The following is a 17,919-nucleotide window of genomic DNA, read 5'->3' on the forward strand; positions in this document are numbered from 1 at the left end:
GAAAATGAAAGATTCAAAATCAGCAGAAGATGAATTAATGAAAGCAGAAAAAACGGCGCTAATAGTGATAGATTTGCAAAAAGGAATTGTAAACAGGGAGGTTTCACCTTATACTGCTGCGCAAGTTGTTCAGAATGCTAGCAGATTAATGAATGCATTCACGGAAAAGGGAGCCTTTGTAGTTCTTGTAAGAGTTTCATTTGTAGATGGAAAAGACATGTTAAAGCCCAAGATAGATTCCCCGATTAATCCAGTACAATTACCAGAAGGCTGGGATAGTTTTGTGCCTGAACTAGGAAATATGGAAAAAGCTCATCTTATTACTAAGAGGCAATGGGGAGCCTTCTATGGTACTGACCTTGACTTACAGTTAAGACGTCGTGGAATTGATACGATTGTTCTATGTGGTGTTTCTACTGGAATTGGCGTGGACACTACGGCAAGAGAAGCTTATCAACATGGTTATCATCAAATTTTTGTAGAAGATGCAATGACAGCTTCTACAAAAGAAGAGCATGATTATGTTTGTAAATACATTTTTCCTAGGATAGGTAAAATTCGGACAAGTGAAGAAGTCGCCTTATCATTAAGATAAAATGAGATACAAGTAGTATTGAACCCCCAAAATACTATTTAGTAGAAAGGATGGTAACTTGAAAATAAAGGAAAACGTATATTTATTGGATTCAACAACAGGAAGTTATGCTTATCTGATAGTAGGGGAAGAGCCAATTTTGATTGATACAGGCTATCCAGGAAGAAGTAAAAAAATCATCGAGGAAATATCACGATTAGGAATTAAACATCGTGATATTGCTCATATATTGTTAACACATCACGATGTAGACCATATTGGAAACGCAAAGGTATTACAATTGGAAACGGGAGCACAATTATGGGCGTCAAAGGATGATCTGCCATATATACAAGGTGAACGTAACAGGGAAGGTATAAAAAGAATTGTTCAAGCAATTATTAGAGTGGATACCCCGCGAGTAGACTCTACTTTTACGGCAGGGCAGAAGATTGGGTCTGTTGAAATTATACCTACACCAGGACATACTCCCGGTCATGTATCTTTTTTATATGAAGATGTTCTGTTTGTTGGAGATTTGGTAAGGACAAAAAAAGGTAAGATAAAAAGATTTCCGTCATTTTCTACCTGGAACAAAGCAATATCGGAAATATCTTTGCAGCAAATTAAATCCTTCGATTTTGAATGGATATGCCCCGCTCATGGAGAACCCATACGTGGTCGGGACTTATGGGAAGCGCTTTAATTTTTGACATAATGCAGAGGAGGGTGATACCGATGCTTCCTGATAATATGAATAGATCACAAACGTATATTAACATGATTCTTTAACGGAGGCTAAATGAAAAAGAAGCGGAGAAAATCGTTTTACGATTTTTTTCGCTTCTTTTCTTGCTTCGCATCCCAAAAGATAATTTCGAGAGCCACCTTAATTTTGCTTTATCTTATTTAGTCAGTAGTCTACCATCAAATAAGACCTTTGACTGTTCAAGGAAGTTAATTAAGACACTCATGTATTGGTAATTTGATTAGTTATAAAGTTGACAGATTTAGCGCTCATAGCTTTTTTGTACAGGAAAGCACAAAGCGCTAAATAGGCAAGTACGCCAAGATAAGTAGCCGCTGGTGTTTCCACCCAGGCTTCTTGAAAATAATCGACGCCGCATATACGGAGTACAGCGCTGATTAGGCTACCAATGGAACCACCTGCGATTAAACCAGAGGCTATGGTTTCACCTTTACTGAGACGTAAAGCATTTAATAGTTCATCTTTACTACTATGAGAAACAAAGTGAGAAATCAGTCCACCAACTAAAAGAGGTAGATTAATCTCCATTGGTAGATAAGCGCCAAGGGCAAAAGCCAATGGTGGAACTTTAATCATCCAAAGAATAATTGCACCGAAGGCACCTGCCATATAAAGGGGCCAGTGAGCGGCTTGACCGTTCATCAAAGGTTTGATAATGACTGCCATGGCATTAGCCTGTGGTGCAGGTAACGCAGTTGCTCCGACGAAACCATAGGCTTGATTAATGAGTAAGATAACCCCAATGGATAAAGCACCTGTTAAAGCGATGGCAACCAATTGCCACTGTTGCATTTTGCGTGGCGTGGCACCGAGTAGGTGAGCAACTTTCAGTTCTGACATGAAATTACCAGAGACCCCTAGCGCGGTGCAAAGAAAAGCTGCCATTATTAAAATTGCGGCAATCCCCATATCGCCGTACATGCCAACACTACCTAAGACAAATGCAGAAACAATAATCATAAAAATACTCATACCAGATACTGGCTCGGACCCAGTAAAAGCGATAGAACTAATGCCAACCACTGAAAATAAAAATGCAAAAACAGAAACAATGATGAGCGCCAGTACTGTTTGCAAGATCGTTTGAGCAAAAAATACATGGAAAAACGCTGTGAATAATAAGGTTACAATAATGATGCCAATCACAATAAGTGGCATTGGAATATCTTGCTGGGTACGCAATGAAAATGTTTGTGTAGCATCCGTTTTATTACGTAACGTAGCAATAACTGTTTTTACTACGTCTTTTACAACATTAGACATGGTTAAAAGACTAATAATTCCAGCCATCGCGAGCATGCCAATACCGATGTGGCGTACATACTCACGAAATACGGAAGTAACAGGAGCATTCGCTAACAAGATGTCTTTGCCCTTCACGATCATATGATGATCGCCTGCCAAGTAATAAATAATAGGAATACAAACAAACCATGAAAAGAAAGAACCAGCGGTAATAATGGCTGCATAACGGAGTCCCGTAAAGTAACCGATACCAAGTAATGCTGACTCATTATCTAAGCTAAAGTTTAATTTAAACTTATCAGATAATTGCTGTCCCCAGCTAAAAGTGGTGCTGGAGATAACTTCCTGCCACCAACCAAGGCTATTGAGGACAAAATCATACACTAGGGCAATTGCGCCAGTAAAGATCATGAGTTTAGCTTGGCTACCTTCCCCAGAAGTTAATACCCCAGCGGCTGCTCGTCCTGCAGGGAATGGATAGGCATGATGCATTTCTTCACAAAAATAACGACGAAAAATGGCGGCAATAAATACACCAAGCATACCACCAAGGATAATCGGCACTGCCATTTGAAAATAACTAAGACTGGTATTTCCTAAAATGTAAAAGGCAGGTAGAATAAACATGGCGCCACCAATACTGTTAGTACCAGCACTAGCAATGGCCTGAATATGGACATTTTCAGGAAAGGCATTTTTACGTTTTAACATGGTGGCCATTCCCATGGCCATTACTGATACAGGAGCGAACGCATCAACAGTTTGCCCTATCTTTAAACAAAGATAACCAATTGCTAACGCGAAGATCGCGGCATAAAATAAGCCCCAAAACACAACATAAGAATTGATTTCCTGGTATTCTTTATGAGGCGACATGGGTGGTTCTAACGGAGCCGGATTGTTTTGATTTTCAGACATAAAAATCCTCCTTTAGATACTGTCAATGTTTTTCCGGTGATCATTTTCTTTATAAAAAATTCGACGATATCTCAGAATTACATAATTCTTTAGATCACCTCCATCAAAATGATATTAAAATATCATTTTGTAAAATGCATTTCTTTCATAATGAAAATGCAAATACACTCCATAATTGGTAACATATGCAAATTTTATACCAATTGAACTGATGGGGGGATTTGTTTTATATTTTTAATAAACAATCCCCTGATTATCTGCTGTTCTATACAAAAATTTTATGCTTACATACTTCAAGCAGCCATTTAATTAAAAATAAATTGGAATAATATGCTAAAATAAAACAGTTTAAAGGTTTAATAGGCCAGCATATTGACCTATTTGTTATCCTATTTATATGCTTGTAAGCCGCTCCAATCCAAAGCCCATTGCTCAAAGAGTCAAGAATAATTTATTCCGTTAGTATCTTATATACAAAAAAAACACCAAGGCAGGAGCAGTTGGAAAGGGGGGGAATTTGTAGAAAACGTGCGGTATTTGCCGCGCTGCTTTTTTTCATATTGACATTGAAAGATTACAAATGTAATATATTAATGTAGATTACATTTGTAATCTACAAAAGTAAAATCTTTTATAAAGAAGGGAGATTCAAATGAGAAGATGGTTTTTAGTATTCATAACAGTAATTCTCGTCACTTGCGGGGTGGCAATTTTAGAAGCAAAAAGAGGCGTTGAACAGTCCCCTAGCAATGCTAATCAATCAATACAGCAAGATGAAGCATTTGAAGTTACAAATATGAATGTTGACGAATTTTTTCAGAGTACTGAAGGAACTTTTATTCTAAAAGATGCAGAGTTAGGGAAGACGTTTATTTATAATAAAAATCGGGCTCAGGAACGGAGAACTCCGATGTCTACATTCAAAATCATGAACTCTTTGGCTGGGCTGCAAGTGAAAGCGGTAAAGGATGAATATGACATTAAACGGTGGGATGGCGTTCATCGTGCCTTGGATGTCTGGAATCAGGATCTTGCACTTGGATCAGCTTATAAATATTCGGCAGTTTGGTATTATCAGGCTATGGCTCGTGATATTGGAGAGCAACGAATGCAGGAATGGATTGATAAATGTTCCTATGGCAATCAAGACATTAGTGGAGGAATTGATAGATTTTGGCTTAGTAGTACGCTTATGATTTCCCCCATGGAACAAGTCAATTTTCTGGAAAAACTTTACATAGAAGAACTGCCTTTTGATAAAGAGGTAATGAAAACTGTTAAACGAATCATGATTCAACAAGAAGGCGACGACTATACGCTTTATGGGAAAACCGGTAGTAGTGGATTGCAGAATAATATTTCCCTGGGGTGGTACGTAGGATTTGTTGTTGTAAAAGGCCATCCTTATGTGTTTGCCACAAACATTGATTCGCAGGCGGATTTTGCCGGCTATAAAGCAAAAGAGCTTACAATTAACATTCTTAAAAAATATAAGTTAGTGCAATAAATTTGGCAGTATCTGACTCATCCGCGTTGTTACTACAATGCAATAAAAAGACAAGTGAACGTCAGAGCAAAAAAATATGTATGGTATACCAATGTGATTCTTCTTACTAAATGAGCTATTGTAGACTACGAATAAGAAGAGTTGATCAAAAAAGCAATATATATGACAAACTCCTGCAAAGCAGCCTAGCCTTGCAGGAGTTTTGTATTTTAATGGTAAATAGGATAGAATATGGGATATCGTTTTCAAAGAAAAGCTTATGCTACTCATTAGATGACTTGTTTTTCTATAAAGGTAAGTTTTCGCAAGAACAAGAACCAGTATTGATTAGAAGTGTTTTTACCCAAGAAGAAGGTAAAAAATATGTTTCTGGATTTTGGCTAAAACCCTTAAAGCTTGTGGGAAATATAAAGAACGAATAGATTATAAAGAAATGGTTCTTTAACAGATAATTTTGTAACGTTGGGGTCAGAGAACCTTTCCCCTTGTCCCCGTATTTAGTAGTTAAAGGAGATAGTTATGAAAGAGAAAGAAAAGGCACAAAAAGGTTATTTGTATGATGCAAACAATGATACATCTTTAATTGAAGAAAGAACTTTATGCCAAGACTTGTGTTTTCAATATAATGGGTTACGCCCTTCTATGATAGAAACACGTATAGCACTAATAAAAAAAATAATAGGAAAGACAAAAGGAAGGTTCTTAATTGAACAACCTTTCTGGTGTGATTACGGGTATAATGTTGAAATTGGTGAAAATTTTTATGCTAATCATAACTGTATAATCTTAGATGGAGCAAAAGTAACTTTTGGAGACAACGTATTTATAGCTCCTAATTGTGGTTTTTATACAGCAGGGCATCCACTTGATAGTGAACAGAGAAATCAAGGATTAGAATATGCATATCCAATCATCATAGGAAGTAATGTATGGATTGGTGCACATGTAGCAGTTTTGCCAGGAGTTACTATTGGTGATAATGTTGTAATTGGAGCTGGCAGTGTAGTAAATAAAGATATTCCTTCAGGAGTAATCGCAGCGGGAAATCCTTGTAAGGTGATTCGTAAAATAACGGAGGATGATAAGAAAAAATACTGGAATGAATAGCGATATAGTAACTGGATAATTTGCTCGAAAAATGGAAGAGTAAAAGAACTAATGGGTAATAGGGGGTGTCGACAATTCAACCAGTTTTAAGGTGGTGTCAATAACCCCGTCCCCATGGCAGACATACATATTGCTGACGTGAGGCAAGACGATGGGAGTGACTCAAAGAACCGTCCTCGTGATTCTTTTTGAAAAAGAGTCGCTTCGTAGTAAAATAGCGGTGTTGAATCAGTCAATAAAGAAAAATAAAACCCTGAAAAAATCAAGGTTTTATAAATGAAAGAAAAGGTTGCTGCAAGGCGGGCCTAAAACGGATTGCTTAGGATAATACTAGTACCCACAAATATAGACTGAGTAAACTTACCACTAAACCAATTGGTATTATCCGTATTGTAGTGGAGATATATTCCTTCCAAGTAACAATAATCCCATTATTCCTGAGGATATACATCCAAATTAACGAGGCAAGAGTACCTGATGGCAGTGTAAGGGAACCGATATCACTCCCCAAAATAATTGCGAGATAAGTAACTTGGACATATTGTAGCTCAAGTCCCATGTGGGTAATGATGGTGGTCGCAAGCATAAGAGAAGGATGGTTGTTAAATAAACTAGCCATAATTGATGTTAACACACCAATTATTAAAATGGAGTTAAATAGGTTAGCGCTAACAGGTTCTTTAATCAGGTCAACGATAGTAGTCGTAAATCTCACATTGTATAGCCCATATACCACAAGATACATGCCGAAAGCGAAAATAAAAACATGCCATGGTGTTTTTCGAAGCACATCACCAATCCCAGTACCCTGAGTGAACCATCTTAGCATGATTATAATCAGAGCACCTACAGAGGCGGCCCATCCAATAGGAATGCCATAATAAGAGAAAATAAAAAGGCTTACTCTAACCAAAACAATAATTGTCATGTACATTCTGAACATCACCCAATTAATTGTCCCTGAGTCTACTTGGGTTTCAGCTTGCTGGGGTGGATACTGATGCTGGGGTGGATGCTCATGAAGGGGGGGGTGCCCATGATGGGATGGATGCCCATGAAGAGGTGGGTGCCCATGATGGGATGGATGCTTATGATGAGGTGGACGATAGTCATTACCGATTGTTTTTCTGTATAATTGCATACAGACTCTGGATAGGCCAGGGATGCTTTGAGGGATATCCTGTCTAAAGTGGAGATACAGCAGTAGGCTGATTACAGAAAGTCCCATCATGGACGGGACAAACATATATTTGGTATGAGTAACTAAATCTACACCTACAATTTTAAGGGCTATTAAATTTGCTAAATTACTTACACCGATTGGCGCACTGGAAGCCGTCGCGATGATGGCCCCGCTCAATAAATAGGCGAATTGCTGACGTGGTTTTAATTCTAAAAGTTTAACGATTTCTATAATAATTGGTGTAGTGATTACAATACTACCATCATTATTAAAGAGTACCGTCATAAAAAAACACAGTAGAATAACGGACCAGTATAAACGTGTGCCTGATCCATCGCATTTTGCGACCAAATTAAAAGCAACCCAGCGGAAAAACCCCATGCTCTCCAAGACAATCGACATTGCCATAGTTGAAATTATCGTAATTGATGCTCCTGAAACGGTGCCCAAAACATATTCTACATCAGCCATACCAACAATTCCAAAAAAATATAGCAATAACGCTCCAATGGCTGGCGGGATTGCCTCATTTATTCCTTTTGGTCTCCATAATAAGAATACTACGGTTGCCAGAAAAATAGTTAAAGCTAGTGTTATGTCAGTCATTTTCTTGTTCTCTCATTTCCATTTCTATTAACATTTGATTACAACTGGATAGTGACTTAGGTTTAATGAAAGAGTATAATCCTGCACCAGTTAACCCAAAAAATGATAAATAAATTAATGATATTAACATGTGTATCTCCTATCCTCCTTTTCAATGATGGAGAAATTTAGATAATCTTATGTTATAGGTTATGTATGTTAATCGGAAAGAGCAACTAGTCCGAGAAAAAATGCAAGCCTTATGGGGACTTAGCGCAGATCCCAACTGGTTTTAACCATTTGGGCATGTACTTACCTCCTAGCAAATGCCTAGCTCTCATTAATATTAAAAAAGAGCAGGAATATCGCAAAGCATAATAGCAAAAGGGGACAAAAGGGAAAGTCCCTTTTGTCCTTCGACGAACGCCTACAAAGAAGCCTAGCCTTGCAGGAGTTTTGCATTTTAATGGTAAATCGGATAAAAATATGGAGTGACTCGAAAGAACCGTCCCCCTGAGTTTTATGAGGAGATGGACTTACATTATATTTAAGTTCATCTCTTTAGATATATTACAATTTATAGTAACAATAGTGTAATTGTTAGATGGAAGGCTGAATTACGTCAATGAAGAGAGGCGATTATAGGATAATGAAATTAACTGTACAGAATATATGTTGTATTGCCATGTTAGTTGCTCTTAACATTATTTTAACTAGGATATTTAGTATAAGAATCTCTTTTGAGGGAATTGAAGGAATCAGAATTGGCTTTGGTACTCTTCCTGTAATTTTGGCTGGAGTGTTACTTGGGGGTAAGCAAGGATTTATTACAGGGGTTATAGGAGATCTTATTGGATTTCAACTTAATCCAAGTGGATTTTACCTCCCTACATTTACCCTAGTAGCGGGTTTGAACGGAATGATCGCTCCTTTTATGATAGGATGGTTTTGCAATGGGATGATATCTTTGAAAAAATTAGTCATAGTAATTGGGCTTAACAATATAATTACCAGTTTAATACTAACCCCATTCTTATTACAGTTACATTTTGGTATCCCTGTGATAGTGACTATGCCTGGTAGAGTCGTAGCCCAAGTCATTTTGATTCCCTGTATGGCGATCATGGTAAATATACTAATTAAACGTTTGCAGCAAAGTGGCGTTAATACCCATTATTTCCGATATTCTGCGCTGGATTCCAGACAGTGTAAGAGTTAGGAGACGGTTAAAACTCCTGCAAAGCGGCCTAGCCTTGCAGGAGTTTTGTATTTTAATGGTAAATGGCACTTTGTCACTTTGTTTTATATCTTTCTAAGCGCTGAGAAAGTGTTCCGGTATGTATTTCAAACAAATGATTGTCGAAGTCATAAAAATACAATGATCTGCCTTCGCCTTCTACGCGTGGACGGGGTGGTTTAAAATCTACGCCCAGTTGCCGAATGCGTGAGTGATATGTTTCAAAATCTGCTTCTGATATTTTAAATGCGATGTGGTTGTATGTACGAGTAGGAAGGGACTCTCCTTCCATAATTGCGATCCATTGCTCGCCAATCATGAAGAATTTCTCTCTCGATATCGAAAATGTATTATCTCCGCTAGAGTAAACTTCTTCTGCTTCAAATATTTGTTTGAAAAATGTAGTCGCGAGTTCAAGGTCTCTAACAATAAAAGTAACGTGACTGATGCCTTCTATCATATTATCTCCTCCTATGCGTTATTATTGCATAACTATCCGATGGACAACGCTCCCAATCCAATGACCATCGCGCTTGCACCGATGACACGAATCTTTATATTTCCTTCTGATAGCAGTCGGGCTCCCATTACAGTGCCGATTAGAATGCTGATTTCCCTCGCTGGTGCGATATAACTTACGGGACTAAATACCATAGCCGTTAAAACCAAAATGTACGCCAATGGGCATAAAACAGCCACACTAATAGCTTCGATTTTGTGACTGGTCCATTGGTCTTTTATTTTGTCCCAATTGTTTAACGCATATGGAGTTAAGAGAAATACTCGTCCTAAGTTTGCCGACCAATCAAGAAGTAAAGGCGGTATCAGGAAAGTACTGACAGCCAATTTGTCTGAGAGCGTATATCCAGCAATCATCGTGCCGCAGAGAATCGCAAATATCATAGGTTTGCGGGCGGCAGGTTCCGTGAGCTTAAAGGGATTCCCCGTGATTATAACAATCCCTAAGCCAATCAATACTGTTCCGACAAGCGCTACAGCGGAAGGATGCTCGCCTAAAACCACAATGGCTGCAATCGTCGAAAGCATAGGACCCGTACCGCGCGCCAGAGGATAGATGACCGAAAGATCACCAATCCGGTAGCCTTTGTCTAGCAAGATATAATATAAAGAGTGCAATATGGCGCTGCCTAGCATAAACCCTAATTGATGCCAGCCAATCAACGGCTTTTGGACGACGATGATCCATAACGCTAAGGGGAAATAAAGCAATGTGGAAAGCGTGGCGAATAGCCAAATAAAGGCTGTACCACCGCATGCTTTTTTTGCTAAATAATTCCAGGTAGCATGACCGAAGGCGGCAATTAGGATAAGAACAATAGCCGATCCTGTCATATAATCCCTCCAAGGCTAATCGTCATTTGACTTGCAGCAAAACTATCCTAACTGATTGAGCTTGCTTTTAGGCTCTTCACCATTCGCTACACGTTTTATATTATTCACAAAGAAATCATATCTTTTTTTATGGAATTTGCGACCGTCTGGCAGGCCTGCTGTATGGGGAGTAAGGATCACATTATCCAGATCACGGAGCTCACTGTCAATTGGCAGCGGTTCAGATTCAAATACATCCAGGCATGCGCCTAATATGTCTCTATTTTTTAAAGCATCAATCAAATCGCTTTGATTGACAATCCCGCCGCGGGCTGTATTGATAAAAAGTGCAGTATTTTTCATTTTCTTAAATACCGCTTTGTTGATCAGCTGTTTGGTTTGCTGATTTAGCGGTAAATGTATACTTATGATGTCTGAGGTGCTTACAAGAGTATCAAAATCCGTTATTTTCACAAAACCGTCAGGTTGTACGACCGCATTCCTAGCATAAGCCAGCACATTCATATCAAAAACCCTGCAAAACGCAGCTACTTTTTTACCGATGGCGCCTAGGCCGATAATCCCAATCGTTTTGCCCGCTAATTCACTTCCTGTATAGTCCAATTGACTTTCATCCAGCTTGTTTTTCATGAAAGCATCAAGAAACGGTACGTTTTTATAATAAGACAATATCAGTGCCATTACGTGCTCGGCCACAGCCTGTGCATTGACGCCTGCAGCATTTGCCACCCAAATGCCGTGTTGCGTACAGGCATCGATATCTACATTATCAAATCCTGCACCCGTCTGGACTAATTTTAATTTTTTGGCGGTAGCAAGCAGGCTATGGTCCACTTTAATATGTTCAGGTATGATTACTTGGCAATCTTCCATGTGATGCAGCATTTCTTTTCCGGGCGGGACAATTACAATATCCCACTCTTTTGGAAAATGCCTTGTAATATTTGATTTTGCGGTCTCGTTAAAATAGCCAACGATGAGAATTTTCATTGTTAAACCACCTTTCGTGCTTTATACTACGCTTTAAAGAAAACCTGGTTGATGTTTGCCCTTTTATCCGATGACTAATCCGTTCTAATACTCCCGCCACTATTGGCGGCGAGTAAAGAACGGCTAAGTCCCTGGATAACGTCGACTAAGATTCAGGTGGCGTAAAAACGCCGTCTGAATCAAGTCTAGTTTACCTTTTTAAAGAAGCAGTAATAATTGCCATATGATAAACTTCATCGGCATTACAGCCTCTTGAAAGGTCATTGATCGGTGCATTTAGTCCCTGGAGGATCGGACCATATGCCTCAAAGTTTCCTAAACGCTGAGCTATCTTATAACCAATATTACCGGCATTAATATCTGGGAATATGAAGGTGTTCGCGTCCCCGGCGACTGGAGAGTGTGATGCCTTGATTTTGGCAACATCTTTGGAAAATGCGGCATCAAACTGTAGTTCACCGTCAATTGGAAAATCAAGATCCATACTCTTTAATTTTGTGGCTGTATTTTGCATTTTATCAACTGATTCTCCTGTGCCTGAGCCTAACGTACTATAAGATAATAATGCAACTTTTGGATCAATGGAAAAGACTTTTGCTGTTCTTGCCGTTTCAATAGCAATCTCCACAAGTTCATCCTCACTGGGATTCAAGTTGATAGCACAATCAGCCATCGCGTATTTTTCCTCAACATTCTCTATTTTGCGATAGAGAATAAAGCTGCTTGAAACAATTTTATTTCCAGGTGATGTTTTAATAAGTTGAAGTGCTGGACGAACGGTATCGGCAGTAGAATAAGTTGCGCCACCTAAAAGGCCGTCTGCATACCCCATTTTTACAAGCATCGTACCGAAATAATTCGTTTTCAGCAAAGACTCGCGGCAGGTGGCCTCATCCATTTTTCCTTTTCTAAGTTCAACCATCATTTCAATCATGAATTTGATAGCTGGATATGTTCTAGGATCTACAATTTCAATTTCATTTGTAAGAAAACCATACTGTTGCGATACCCTATGTATTTCTTCTGGATTACCTAACAGTATCGGCTCAAGGATCTTCTCTTTTTTTAAACGGCTTGCCGCCTCAAGAATCCTTGGATCGGAACCTTCGGTAAATACTAACTTGTGCTGTTTGGTTTTTAAGTTTTCGATCATACTTTCAAACATGTTATGTACCTCCATATTTTACGTATTGGATATTATTTAGACAATCCGATCAAATAACCCTCCAGTGAAAAAACGTTTGACCATCATCTCTATTAATGATAATTTTAAACATAAAGAATAATGTTGTAAAACTCAAATATTTTGTTAACTATATTAAATATTTCTATATATTGAGGGGTGTTTTATGTATTTTCCTGGGATTGAAGCGTTTTTAGCTATCGTACGGACCGAGAATATAAGCAAGGCAGCTGAATTGCTGCACTTGTCACAAGCTACTGTAAGCTATCGGTTAAAGACCTTAGAGCAGGAAATGGGTGGCCTTTTGGTTGAGAGAAGAAAAGGGGCATCCAAAATCCGTCTGACACCAAAAGGGGAGAACTTTTTTAGCATTGCCGAAAGATGGGATGCTCTCTGGAGGGAAACACAAATCTTACAAGCCAGCGGTTCGCAGTTAAGTCTGGCAATTAGCGCTGCCGAAAGTATAAGTCAATTTGTTTTGCCTCCTGTATATAGAATGCTAAATCAGCATACCCCGCCGATCCGACTGCAAATTCGTACTCAACATACTCAGGAAGCATTTGATAGTATAGAAAGGCGCGAGATGGATGTGGCATTTGTGGTGCGAGAAATAATGTCGCCTAGTGTCACGATTAAACCGTTTTTTTCTGAAAAAATGGTGTTGTTGCGCCTGGCTGTGCCGGGGCGGCAAGCTGGAGATACTGTTGAAATGGGAGAATTGGCGGCAGAGCACGAAGTCTTCATAAATTGGAATAGAGAGTTTCAATTCAGACATGACCAGTGGTGGGATCCGCTTTGTCCTTCCCGTGTTCATCTGGACACGGCGGGACTCATCACTACTTTTTTGAAGGACGCACGACAATGGACTATAGTTCCCGCCTCTATTGGCGCACATATGATGCGGATTGGGGATTTTGTTCTTCAGAAATTATCGGTACCGGTGCCTCCAAGGATATGCTATAAGGTAACTCACAAGTTCCCCAACCAGGCTTTACTCGATAGCCTTCGTATTCTTGATTCCTATCTGCAAGATATATTTGGAATACAAGGATCTGACCAGTCGAGATAATAGCTGACAGTTTCTCAAATTTGTAAACGAGCAGGCGTAAGCCGTATGGCTTTTTACCGTAATTATTGCGAACTTGAACAGATTTTATATGAGTATTACCAGCCAAAGATTGCGGATATCTTTGATACGATTCGTCAAAATCCTGAATTCTCTGTCAAATTCGATTGCCAGTTGAATTTTTTTAACACGTTTGGTGATGCTATACGCTCGTCTATTGACAGTGGATTTGAGCCAATTATTTATCAGATTTTTGTAGAAGAAATAAAGAAATTTTATAACGCAGATAGCGATGGATACTGGACAACTTTCATGTCAGCTGGTGTTTACGCGATTTGGCGAAAATGGTTACTTGATGGACAACAAAAACCACTCAAAGAGATAATGGACTTTTTGAAGCAATTTGACGCGCTAAAAGGAAATGTTCAGAGTATCCCTTAAGTTATAACTGATTTGAGTGGAAACACTCCCTATGATAACCCTTGCTCTCTATCTTTTTCGCCGTTACCATGATACGATTCCCCCTAATTGAACTTAAATACTAAATTTGAGTGTAGTGTCTATTACGAACATGCCATCTCCTCATTTTGGAATCATTATGGGCCTTCTACTATATTTTTCGATGGAAGTTGTACATATGGATTCGGTAAAGTTCACTAAGATAGGAATGTTGTCCTATTAAATTTACATGCCATTGGTGGCACATTCGTAAAAGTAATATGTTAATATTGACAGGGATATTAAAATACATTATGATTAATTCGAAAGTTATCGAATTTTAATAAGATGGATGTACTTAGAGTAGATAGATGAGAAAAAAGAAATAAACGGAGGAAATTACTATGAAAGCAATGGTTATCACAAAATTTGGCGGTCCTGAGGTCTTCTCTGAAGTGGAAATGCCGGACCCGCATCCGGGGCCGGGGCAGGTAAGCATCAATGTTACTCACTCTTCCGTCGGGTTGGTCGATGCGTTCTTCCGGCGTGGCATGATCCCTATGCTCCAGCCTCCATTTGTTACTGGGCTGGAGGTCGCGGGTACTGTGCGCGAGCTAGGAGAAGGTGTAACTGATTTCCGGATTGGCGAGTCAGTTGTTACACTATCCCTAATGAGTCTGGGTGGATATGCTACAGTGACGATCGCCGATGCTTTGCTCACCATTTCCCTCGATGGGGTGATTGTTGATCCAGCGCAGGCTGTAGCTGCGCTTCCCAACGCTGTTACAGCTTATTTGGCACTGACTCAAATAGCTCATCTTCAAAAGGGCGAAAGCGTGTTAATCCATGGCGCGATAGGAGGCCTGGCTTCCATGTTCCCTGTGGTTGCGCGTTCTCTTGGAGCTTCTCGAGTCGTTGGAACCGTCAGGACTGCGGCGAAGCTGGATGCCGCGCGTGAACTGGCGTACGATGATGTCTTTGTGGCTGATGATTTCCCTGCTGTAGTCGGCGATGAACGGTTTAATGTTGTCATCGATCCGGTAGGGGGAGACATTCTCACCGCCAGCTTCGGGGTAATGGCGCCGCTTGGTCGTGCTCTCCTTGTTGGCAATGCGAGTGAGAAGGAAGCGAGTATCGGCAGTAACATGTTGTGGGGTAAGAGCATAGCCGTTCTCGGATTTTCGGTTGGTCCGTATCTACAAGCGAATCCGTCAGCGGGCCGCCCTGCAGCGAAAGCTGTCCTTAAAATCCTTGCTGAAGGAAAGCTTGAATTACCTGTCACTACACTCCCGCTCGCAGATGTGGCAGAGGCGCATCGACGCATGGATGCGAAAGAGGTCACGGGGCGAATCGTTCTTAAGTCCTGAGTAGAATAGCAAACGTAGGGTGAGGTCCAGCAAGATGGCGAGATCGTTTAGTTTCTTATTGTGGTAATGGAAATAGGCATTGGTCAAATTGTTGACTAATGCCTATTTAATTTCCGAATAAGCAGAGTGGCATGTTATGGAAGTAAATTAAAGACCATGTAAAGGTAGATAAAGGACCCTTTCGGTCAAGAAGATATTGCTTTTTCAATAGCATGTAATGGAAATTCTATGACATGTCATAGAATAGACGGTAAGGCATGATTTTGTTGGTTTTTAAAACTTGTAAACAGTGTTTTAAGTGACCTTAGTGCCATGTCATGGAATGAATATTTGTAAGCGCAATTGTTAATTTAATTATGACTATGTAGTTATGACATGAGGCAAAAAGATGGGAGTGACTCAAGAAGCGTCCCCTCGAGTTATACTTAATGTTGTAAAAAGGAATATAAGGTTCAGTATTGAATATAATTTCTTGTTGTTAAATAAATTTGTTTCAGGGAGATGGTAAAAATGAGGTGGCGCTTAACTTCCTACTTGGTTGTGTTTTTGATGTGTCTAATGATTTTTTCTGCCTGTAGCGCAAAGCAGCCAAGTTCGACAGATGTGATACCATTTGCAGATCCAATGACAGAAAACATATTAATGGCAATGAATGAAGACAATTATCCAAACTTTTCTAGGGACTTTAATGACGAGATGAAAATTGCGTTGTCTGAAGAAAAATATAAAGAGAAGGTCACTCCAATACACGAAAAAATTGGGAATTATATAACTAATACTAAAGAATTTCTAGGCTATGAAGTAAAAAATGAAAGAGTGATTGTCAGGTATAAAGCTAAATTTACACAAGAGACCGAGGATGTAATTGTTAAAGTTGTTTTCACAGAGCAAGGAGATAAAGAATACATTTCGGGATTCTGGTTAAATTCCCCTAAATTGCGTACTCAATAGGTCTGTTGTACTGGTTTAGCAATCTCAAAAGCCATCTACTAATTTTTAGATGGTTTTTAACACAAGACATTATTATGAGATATGAATTCAACCTTTTTCAATGATTTGACAGAGCTTTATTTTTGCATAAAAATATGTCAGAGCCGTTTTTGCAGGGTGAGTAAGAGGATACGATTAATATGAGATGCCGTAGGAACGGGGTGTCTAATTCAATTAGTTTTTGAAGGTTAGTGTCAATAACTTTGTTCCCATGACATCTTTCGATTTGGTAAGGTTCGCTATGCCGAATCCCTGTCCATGCAATGAGCATAGAGAATAGACAATAGCTAGAGATGATCAAAAAAGCAATATAGACGATAAACTCCTGTAAAGCAGTCTAGCCGTGCAGGAGTTTTGTATTTTAATGGTAAATGCCGTTCCCTTGACACACCCAAGCGTGTAAGATTAAGTGAACTAAGGTACGGAAGAAGGTATTAATTTGAAAAAAAATTTAGGTATCATTATTTTTCTTGTAATTGTAATAGTATCATGTTATTTTATTCAAAAAGTTTTCGATACAAATGAAAAAAAAAATGGAAAAGCTGAATTATCATCTACACCTGCGTCACGCATAATTGAAACGATTGAGCCATCAAATACTTTTGTAGAAAAAAGAGGTACCATTACACAAAATAATCAGACAATACATTATCTGCTTATTTTTTCATCTGAGTATACTAAAACAACAAATCAATGGCCAATGATTTTGTTTTTACATGGGAGTTCACTTCGTGGACAAAATTTAGAATTAGTAAAGGAGTATGGTCCAACATGGTTTGCAGAACAGCGCAATGATTTTCCCTTTATTGTTCTCGCTCCTCAATGCCCTGAAAATGAAAATTGGGAGAATAAACCAGATATTTTGGCAGCACTACTTGATGAAGTTTTAAAGAAATATCGTATAGATCAAGATAGAATTTATCTGACGGGAACAAGTATAGGAGGAAGAGGGACATGGTCTTTAGCTTGTCAACATCCAGAATATTTTGCAGCAATTGCTCCTATAGCTGCTGTTAATCCAATAATACCAACTACTTGGAATAAACAAATGATTTCTATGCCAATATGGGCTTTCCATGGTGAAAAAGATACTATTGCTCCATTAAAAAATGATGAAGCGATAATTGGTGCACTACGTAATCAAGGCGGTTCACCGCGGTTTACGATTTTACCAAATCAGGGACACAATATTGCAGGTGTGTATAAAAATCCTGAACTTTATGACTGGTTTATTTCCCATAGTCGTTTAAATAAATGATCTCTTATAGTTATTGAGGATAAAGAAAAATGGAGACTTGTTTTTGAAGAAAAGCTAGCCATACTAACATTCCCCAGAAGCCAGCCACAGGTGTGTAAAACTCAAACCTAGCGTGTAGAACAAAAAGAAACAGTGTGTAATACATTTAC

Annotated in this window: 17 protein-coding genes; 11 read left to right on the top strand and 6 right to left on the bottom strand. The window is 39.0% G+C overall.

Features of this window, described 5'->3' with window-relative positions:
- The first annotated feature begins 4 nt into the window (after positions 1-4).
- Complete coding sequence (locus tag QSJ81_RS04940) at positions 5-595, top strand: hydrolase (protein WP_285716308.1); 591 nt, start codon at positions 5-7, stop codon at positions 593-595.
- 58 nt (positions 596-653) lie between these two features.
- On the top strand, positions 654-1,280 hold the full coding sequence (locus QSJ81_RS04945; protein ID WP_285716309.1) for an MBL fold metallo-hydrolase: 627 nt from the start codon (positions 654-656) through the stop codon (positions 1,278-1,280).
- A 264-nt stretch (positions 1,281-1,544) separates the two neighbouring features.
- Here QSJ81_RS04945 and QSJ81_RS04950 read toward each other — a convergent pair whose 3' ends face one another.
- On the bottom strand, positions 1,545-3,506 hold the full coding sequence (locus QSJ81_RS04950) for an OPT family oligopeptide transporter (RefSeq protein WP_285716310.1): 1,962 nt from the start codon (positions 3,504-3,506) through the stop codon (positions 1,545-1,547).
- A gap of 652 nt (positions 3,507-4,158) precedes the next feature.
- On the opposite strand from QSJ81_RS04950, the gene blaOXA reads away from it, so the two are divergent.
- The 3 genes from blaOXA (at position 4,159) to QSJ81_RS04965 (ending at position 6,120) form a co-directional block, all read left to right on the top strand.
- The gene (blaOXA, locus tag QSJ81_RS04955; RefSeq protein WP_285716311.1) at positions 4,159-5,013 is read left to right on the top strand and encodes a class D beta-lactamase; all 855 of its coding nucleotides are present in this window, start codon (positions 4,159-4,161) and stop codon (positions 5,011-5,013) included.
- Between the two features lie 212 nt (positions 5,014-5,225).
- Positions 5,226-5,435, top strand: a complete 210-nt coding sequence (locus QSJ81_RS04960) for a hypothetical protein (RefSeq protein ID WP_285716312.1) — start codon at positions 5,226-5,228, stop codon at positions 5,433-5,435.
- 97 nt (positions 5,436-5,532) lie between these two features.
- Positions 5,533-6,120 (top strand): sugar O-acetyltransferase, encoded by a 588-nt coding sequence (locus QSJ81_RS04965; RefSeq protein WP_285716313.1) that lies wholly within the window; start codon positions 5,533-5,535, stop codon positions 6,118-6,120.
- 319 nt (positions 6,121-6,439) lie between these two features.
- On the opposite strand, the gene QSJ81_RS04970 is transcribed toward QSJ81_RS04965, so the two are convergent.
- The gene (locus tag QSJ81_RS04970; RefSeq protein WP_285716314.1) at positions 6,440-7,909 is read right to left on the bottom strand and encodes an ArsB/NhaD family transporter; all 1,470 of its coding nucleotides are present in this window, start codon (positions 7,907-7,909) and stop codon (positions 6,440-6,442) included.
- 628 nt (positions 7,910-8,537) lie between these two features.
- Here QSJ81_RS04970 and QSJ81_RS04975 point away from each other — a divergent pair.
- Positions 8,538-9,107 carry a folate family ECF transporter S component gene (locus QSJ81_RS04975; protein ID WP_285716315.1) on the top strand — a complete coding sequence of 190 codons (570 nt, stop codon included), beginning with the start codon at positions 8,538-8,540 and terminating at the stop codon, positions 9,105-9,107.
- Positions 9,108-9,180: 73 nt separating this feature from the next.
- On the opposite strand, the gene fosX is transcribed toward QSJ81_RS04975, so the two are convergent.
- From fosX to pta, 4 genes are all read right to left on the bottom strand, one after another.
- Positions 9,181-9,585 carry a FosX/FosE/FosI family fosfomycin resistance hydrolase gene (gene fosX / locus QSJ81_RS04980; protein ID WP_285716316.1) on the bottom strand — a complete coding sequence of 135 codons (405 nt, stop codon included), beginning with the start codon at positions 9,583-9,585 and terminating at the stop codon, positions 9,181-9,183.
- Between the two features lie 32 nt (positions 9,586-9,617).
- Positions 9,618-10,478 carry an EamA family transporter gene (locus QSJ81_RS04985; RefSeq protein WP_285716317.1) on the bottom strand — a complete coding sequence of 287 codons (861 nt, stop codon included), beginning with the start codon at positions 10,476-10,478 and terminating at the stop codon, positions 9,618-9,620.
- Between the two features lie 42 nt (positions 10,479-10,520).
- The gene (locus QSJ81_RS04990; protein WP_285716318.1) at positions 10,521-11,468 is read right to left on the bottom strand and encodes an NAD(P)-dependent oxidoreductase; all 948 of its coding nucleotides are present in this window, start codon (positions 11,466-11,468) and stop codon (positions 10,521-10,523) included.
- A gap of 190 nt (positions 11,469-11,658) precedes the next feature.
- Entirely contained in the window at positions 11,659-12,633 is a 975-nt protein-coding gene (gene pta / locus QSJ81_RS04995) for a phosphate acetyltransferase (protein WP_285716319.1), read from the bottom strand.
- A 184-nt stretch (positions 12,634-12,817) separates the two neighbouring features.
- Here pta and QSJ81_RS05000 point away from each other — a divergent pair, with 184 nt between their 5' ends.
- The 5 genes from QSJ81_RS05000 to QSJ81_RS05020 all read left to right on the top strand — a co-directional run bounded on the left by QSJ81_RS05000 (position 12,818) and on the right by QSJ81_RS05020 (position 17,770).
- Positions 12,818-13,720 (top strand): LysR family transcriptional regulator, encoded by a 903-nt coding sequence (locus QSJ81_RS05000; RefSeq protein ID WP_285716320.1) that lies wholly within the window; start codon positions 12,818-12,820, stop codon positions 13,718-13,720.
- Between the two features lie 45 nt (positions 13,721-13,765).
- Entirely contained in the window at positions 13,766-14,158 is a 393-nt protein-coding gene (locus QSJ81_RS05005; protein ID WP_285716321.1) for a TetR-like C-terminal domain-containing protein, read from the top strand.
- A gap of 401 nt (positions 14,159-14,559) precedes the next feature.
- On the top strand, positions 14,560-15,522 hold the full coding sequence (locus tag QSJ81_RS05010; RefSeq protein ID WP_285716322.1) for a quinone oxidoreductase family protein: 963 nt from the start codon (positions 14,560-14,562) through the stop codon (positions 15,520-15,522).
- A 510-nt stretch (positions 15,523-16,032) separates the two neighbouring features.
- Complete coding sequence (locus QSJ81_RS05015) at positions 16,033-16,473, top strand: DUF3887 domain-containing protein (protein ID WP_285716323.1); 441 nt, start codon at positions 16,033-16,035, stop codon at positions 16,471-16,473.
- A gap of 478 nt (positions 16,474-16,951) precedes the next feature.
- Positions 16,952-17,770, top strand: coding sequence for a carboxylesterase family protein (locus QSJ81_RS05020; RefSeq protein WP_285716324.1), 819 nt, complete (start codon positions 16,952-16,954; stop codon positions 17,768-17,770).
- Positions 17,771-17,919 lie beyond the last annotated feature (149 nt).

The organism is Pelosinus sp. IPA-1 (assembly GCF_030269905.1).
In the GTDB taxonomy this organism is placed as follows: Bacteria; Bacillota; Negativicutes; order DSM-13327; family DSM-13327; genus Pelosinus.

Bases quoted from the DNA above. Each gene is read 5' to 3' on its own strand.
- QSJ81_RS04975 (WP_285716315.1), top strand. From the start codon at position 8,538: ATGAAATTAACTGTACAGAATATATGTTGTATTGCCATGTTAGTTGCT.
- QSJ81_RS05010 (WP_285716322.1), top strand. From the start codon at position 14,560: ATGAAAGCAATGGTTATCACAAAATTTGGCGGTCCTGAGGTCTTCTCT.
- QSJ81_RS05000 (WP_285716320.1), top strand. From the start codon at position 12,818: ATGTATTTTCCTGGGATTGAAGCGTTTTTAGCTATCGTACGGACCGAG.
- QSJ81_RS04940 (WP_285716308.1), top strand. From the start codon at position 5: ATGAAAGATTCAAAATCAGCAGAAGATGAATTAATGAAAGCAGAAAAA.
- QSJ81_RS04990 (WP_285716318.1), bottom strand. From the start codon at position 11,468: ATGAAAATTCTCATCGTTGGCTATTTTAACGAGACCGCAAAATCAAAT.
- QSJ81_RS05015 (WP_285716323.1), top strand. From the start codon at position 16,033: ATGAGGTGGCGCTTAACTTCCTACTTGGTTGTGTTTTTGATGTGTCTA.
- QSJ81_RS04965 (WP_285716313.1), top strand. From the start codon at position 5,533: ATGAAAGAGAAAGAAAAGGCACAAAAAGGTTATTTGTATGATGCAAAC.
- QSJ81_RS05005 (WP_285716321.1), top strand. From the start codon at position 13,766: ATGGCTTTTTACCGTAATTATTGCGAACTTGAACAGATTTTATATGAG.
- QSJ81_RS04950 (WP_285716310.1), bottom strand. From the start codon at position 3,506: ATGTCTGAAAATCAAAACAATCCGGCTCCGTTAGAACCACCCATGTCG.
- blaOXA (WP_285716311.1), top strand. From the start codon at position 4,159: ATGAGAAGATGGTTTTTAGTATTCATAACAGTAATTCTCGTCACTTGC.
- pta (WP_285716319.1), bottom strand. From the start codon at position 12,633: ATGTTTGAAAGTATGATCGAAAACTTAAAAACCAAACAGCACAAGTTA.
- QSJ81_RS04960 (WP_285716312.1), top strand. From the start codon at position 5,226: ATGGTAAATAGGATAGAATATGGGATATCGTTTTCAAAGAAAAGCTTA.
- QSJ81_RS04985 (WP_285716317.1), bottom strand. From the start codon at position 10,478: ATGACAGGATCGGCTATTGTTCTTATCCTAATTGCCGCCTTCGGTCAT.
- QSJ81_RS04970 (WP_285716314.1), bottom strand. From the start codon at position 7,909: ATGACTGACATAACACTAGCTTTAACTATTTTTCTGGCAACCGTAGTA.
- fosX (WP_285716316.1), bottom strand. From the start codon at position 9,585: ATGATAGAAGGCATCAGTCACGTTACTTTTATTGTTAGAGACCTTGAA.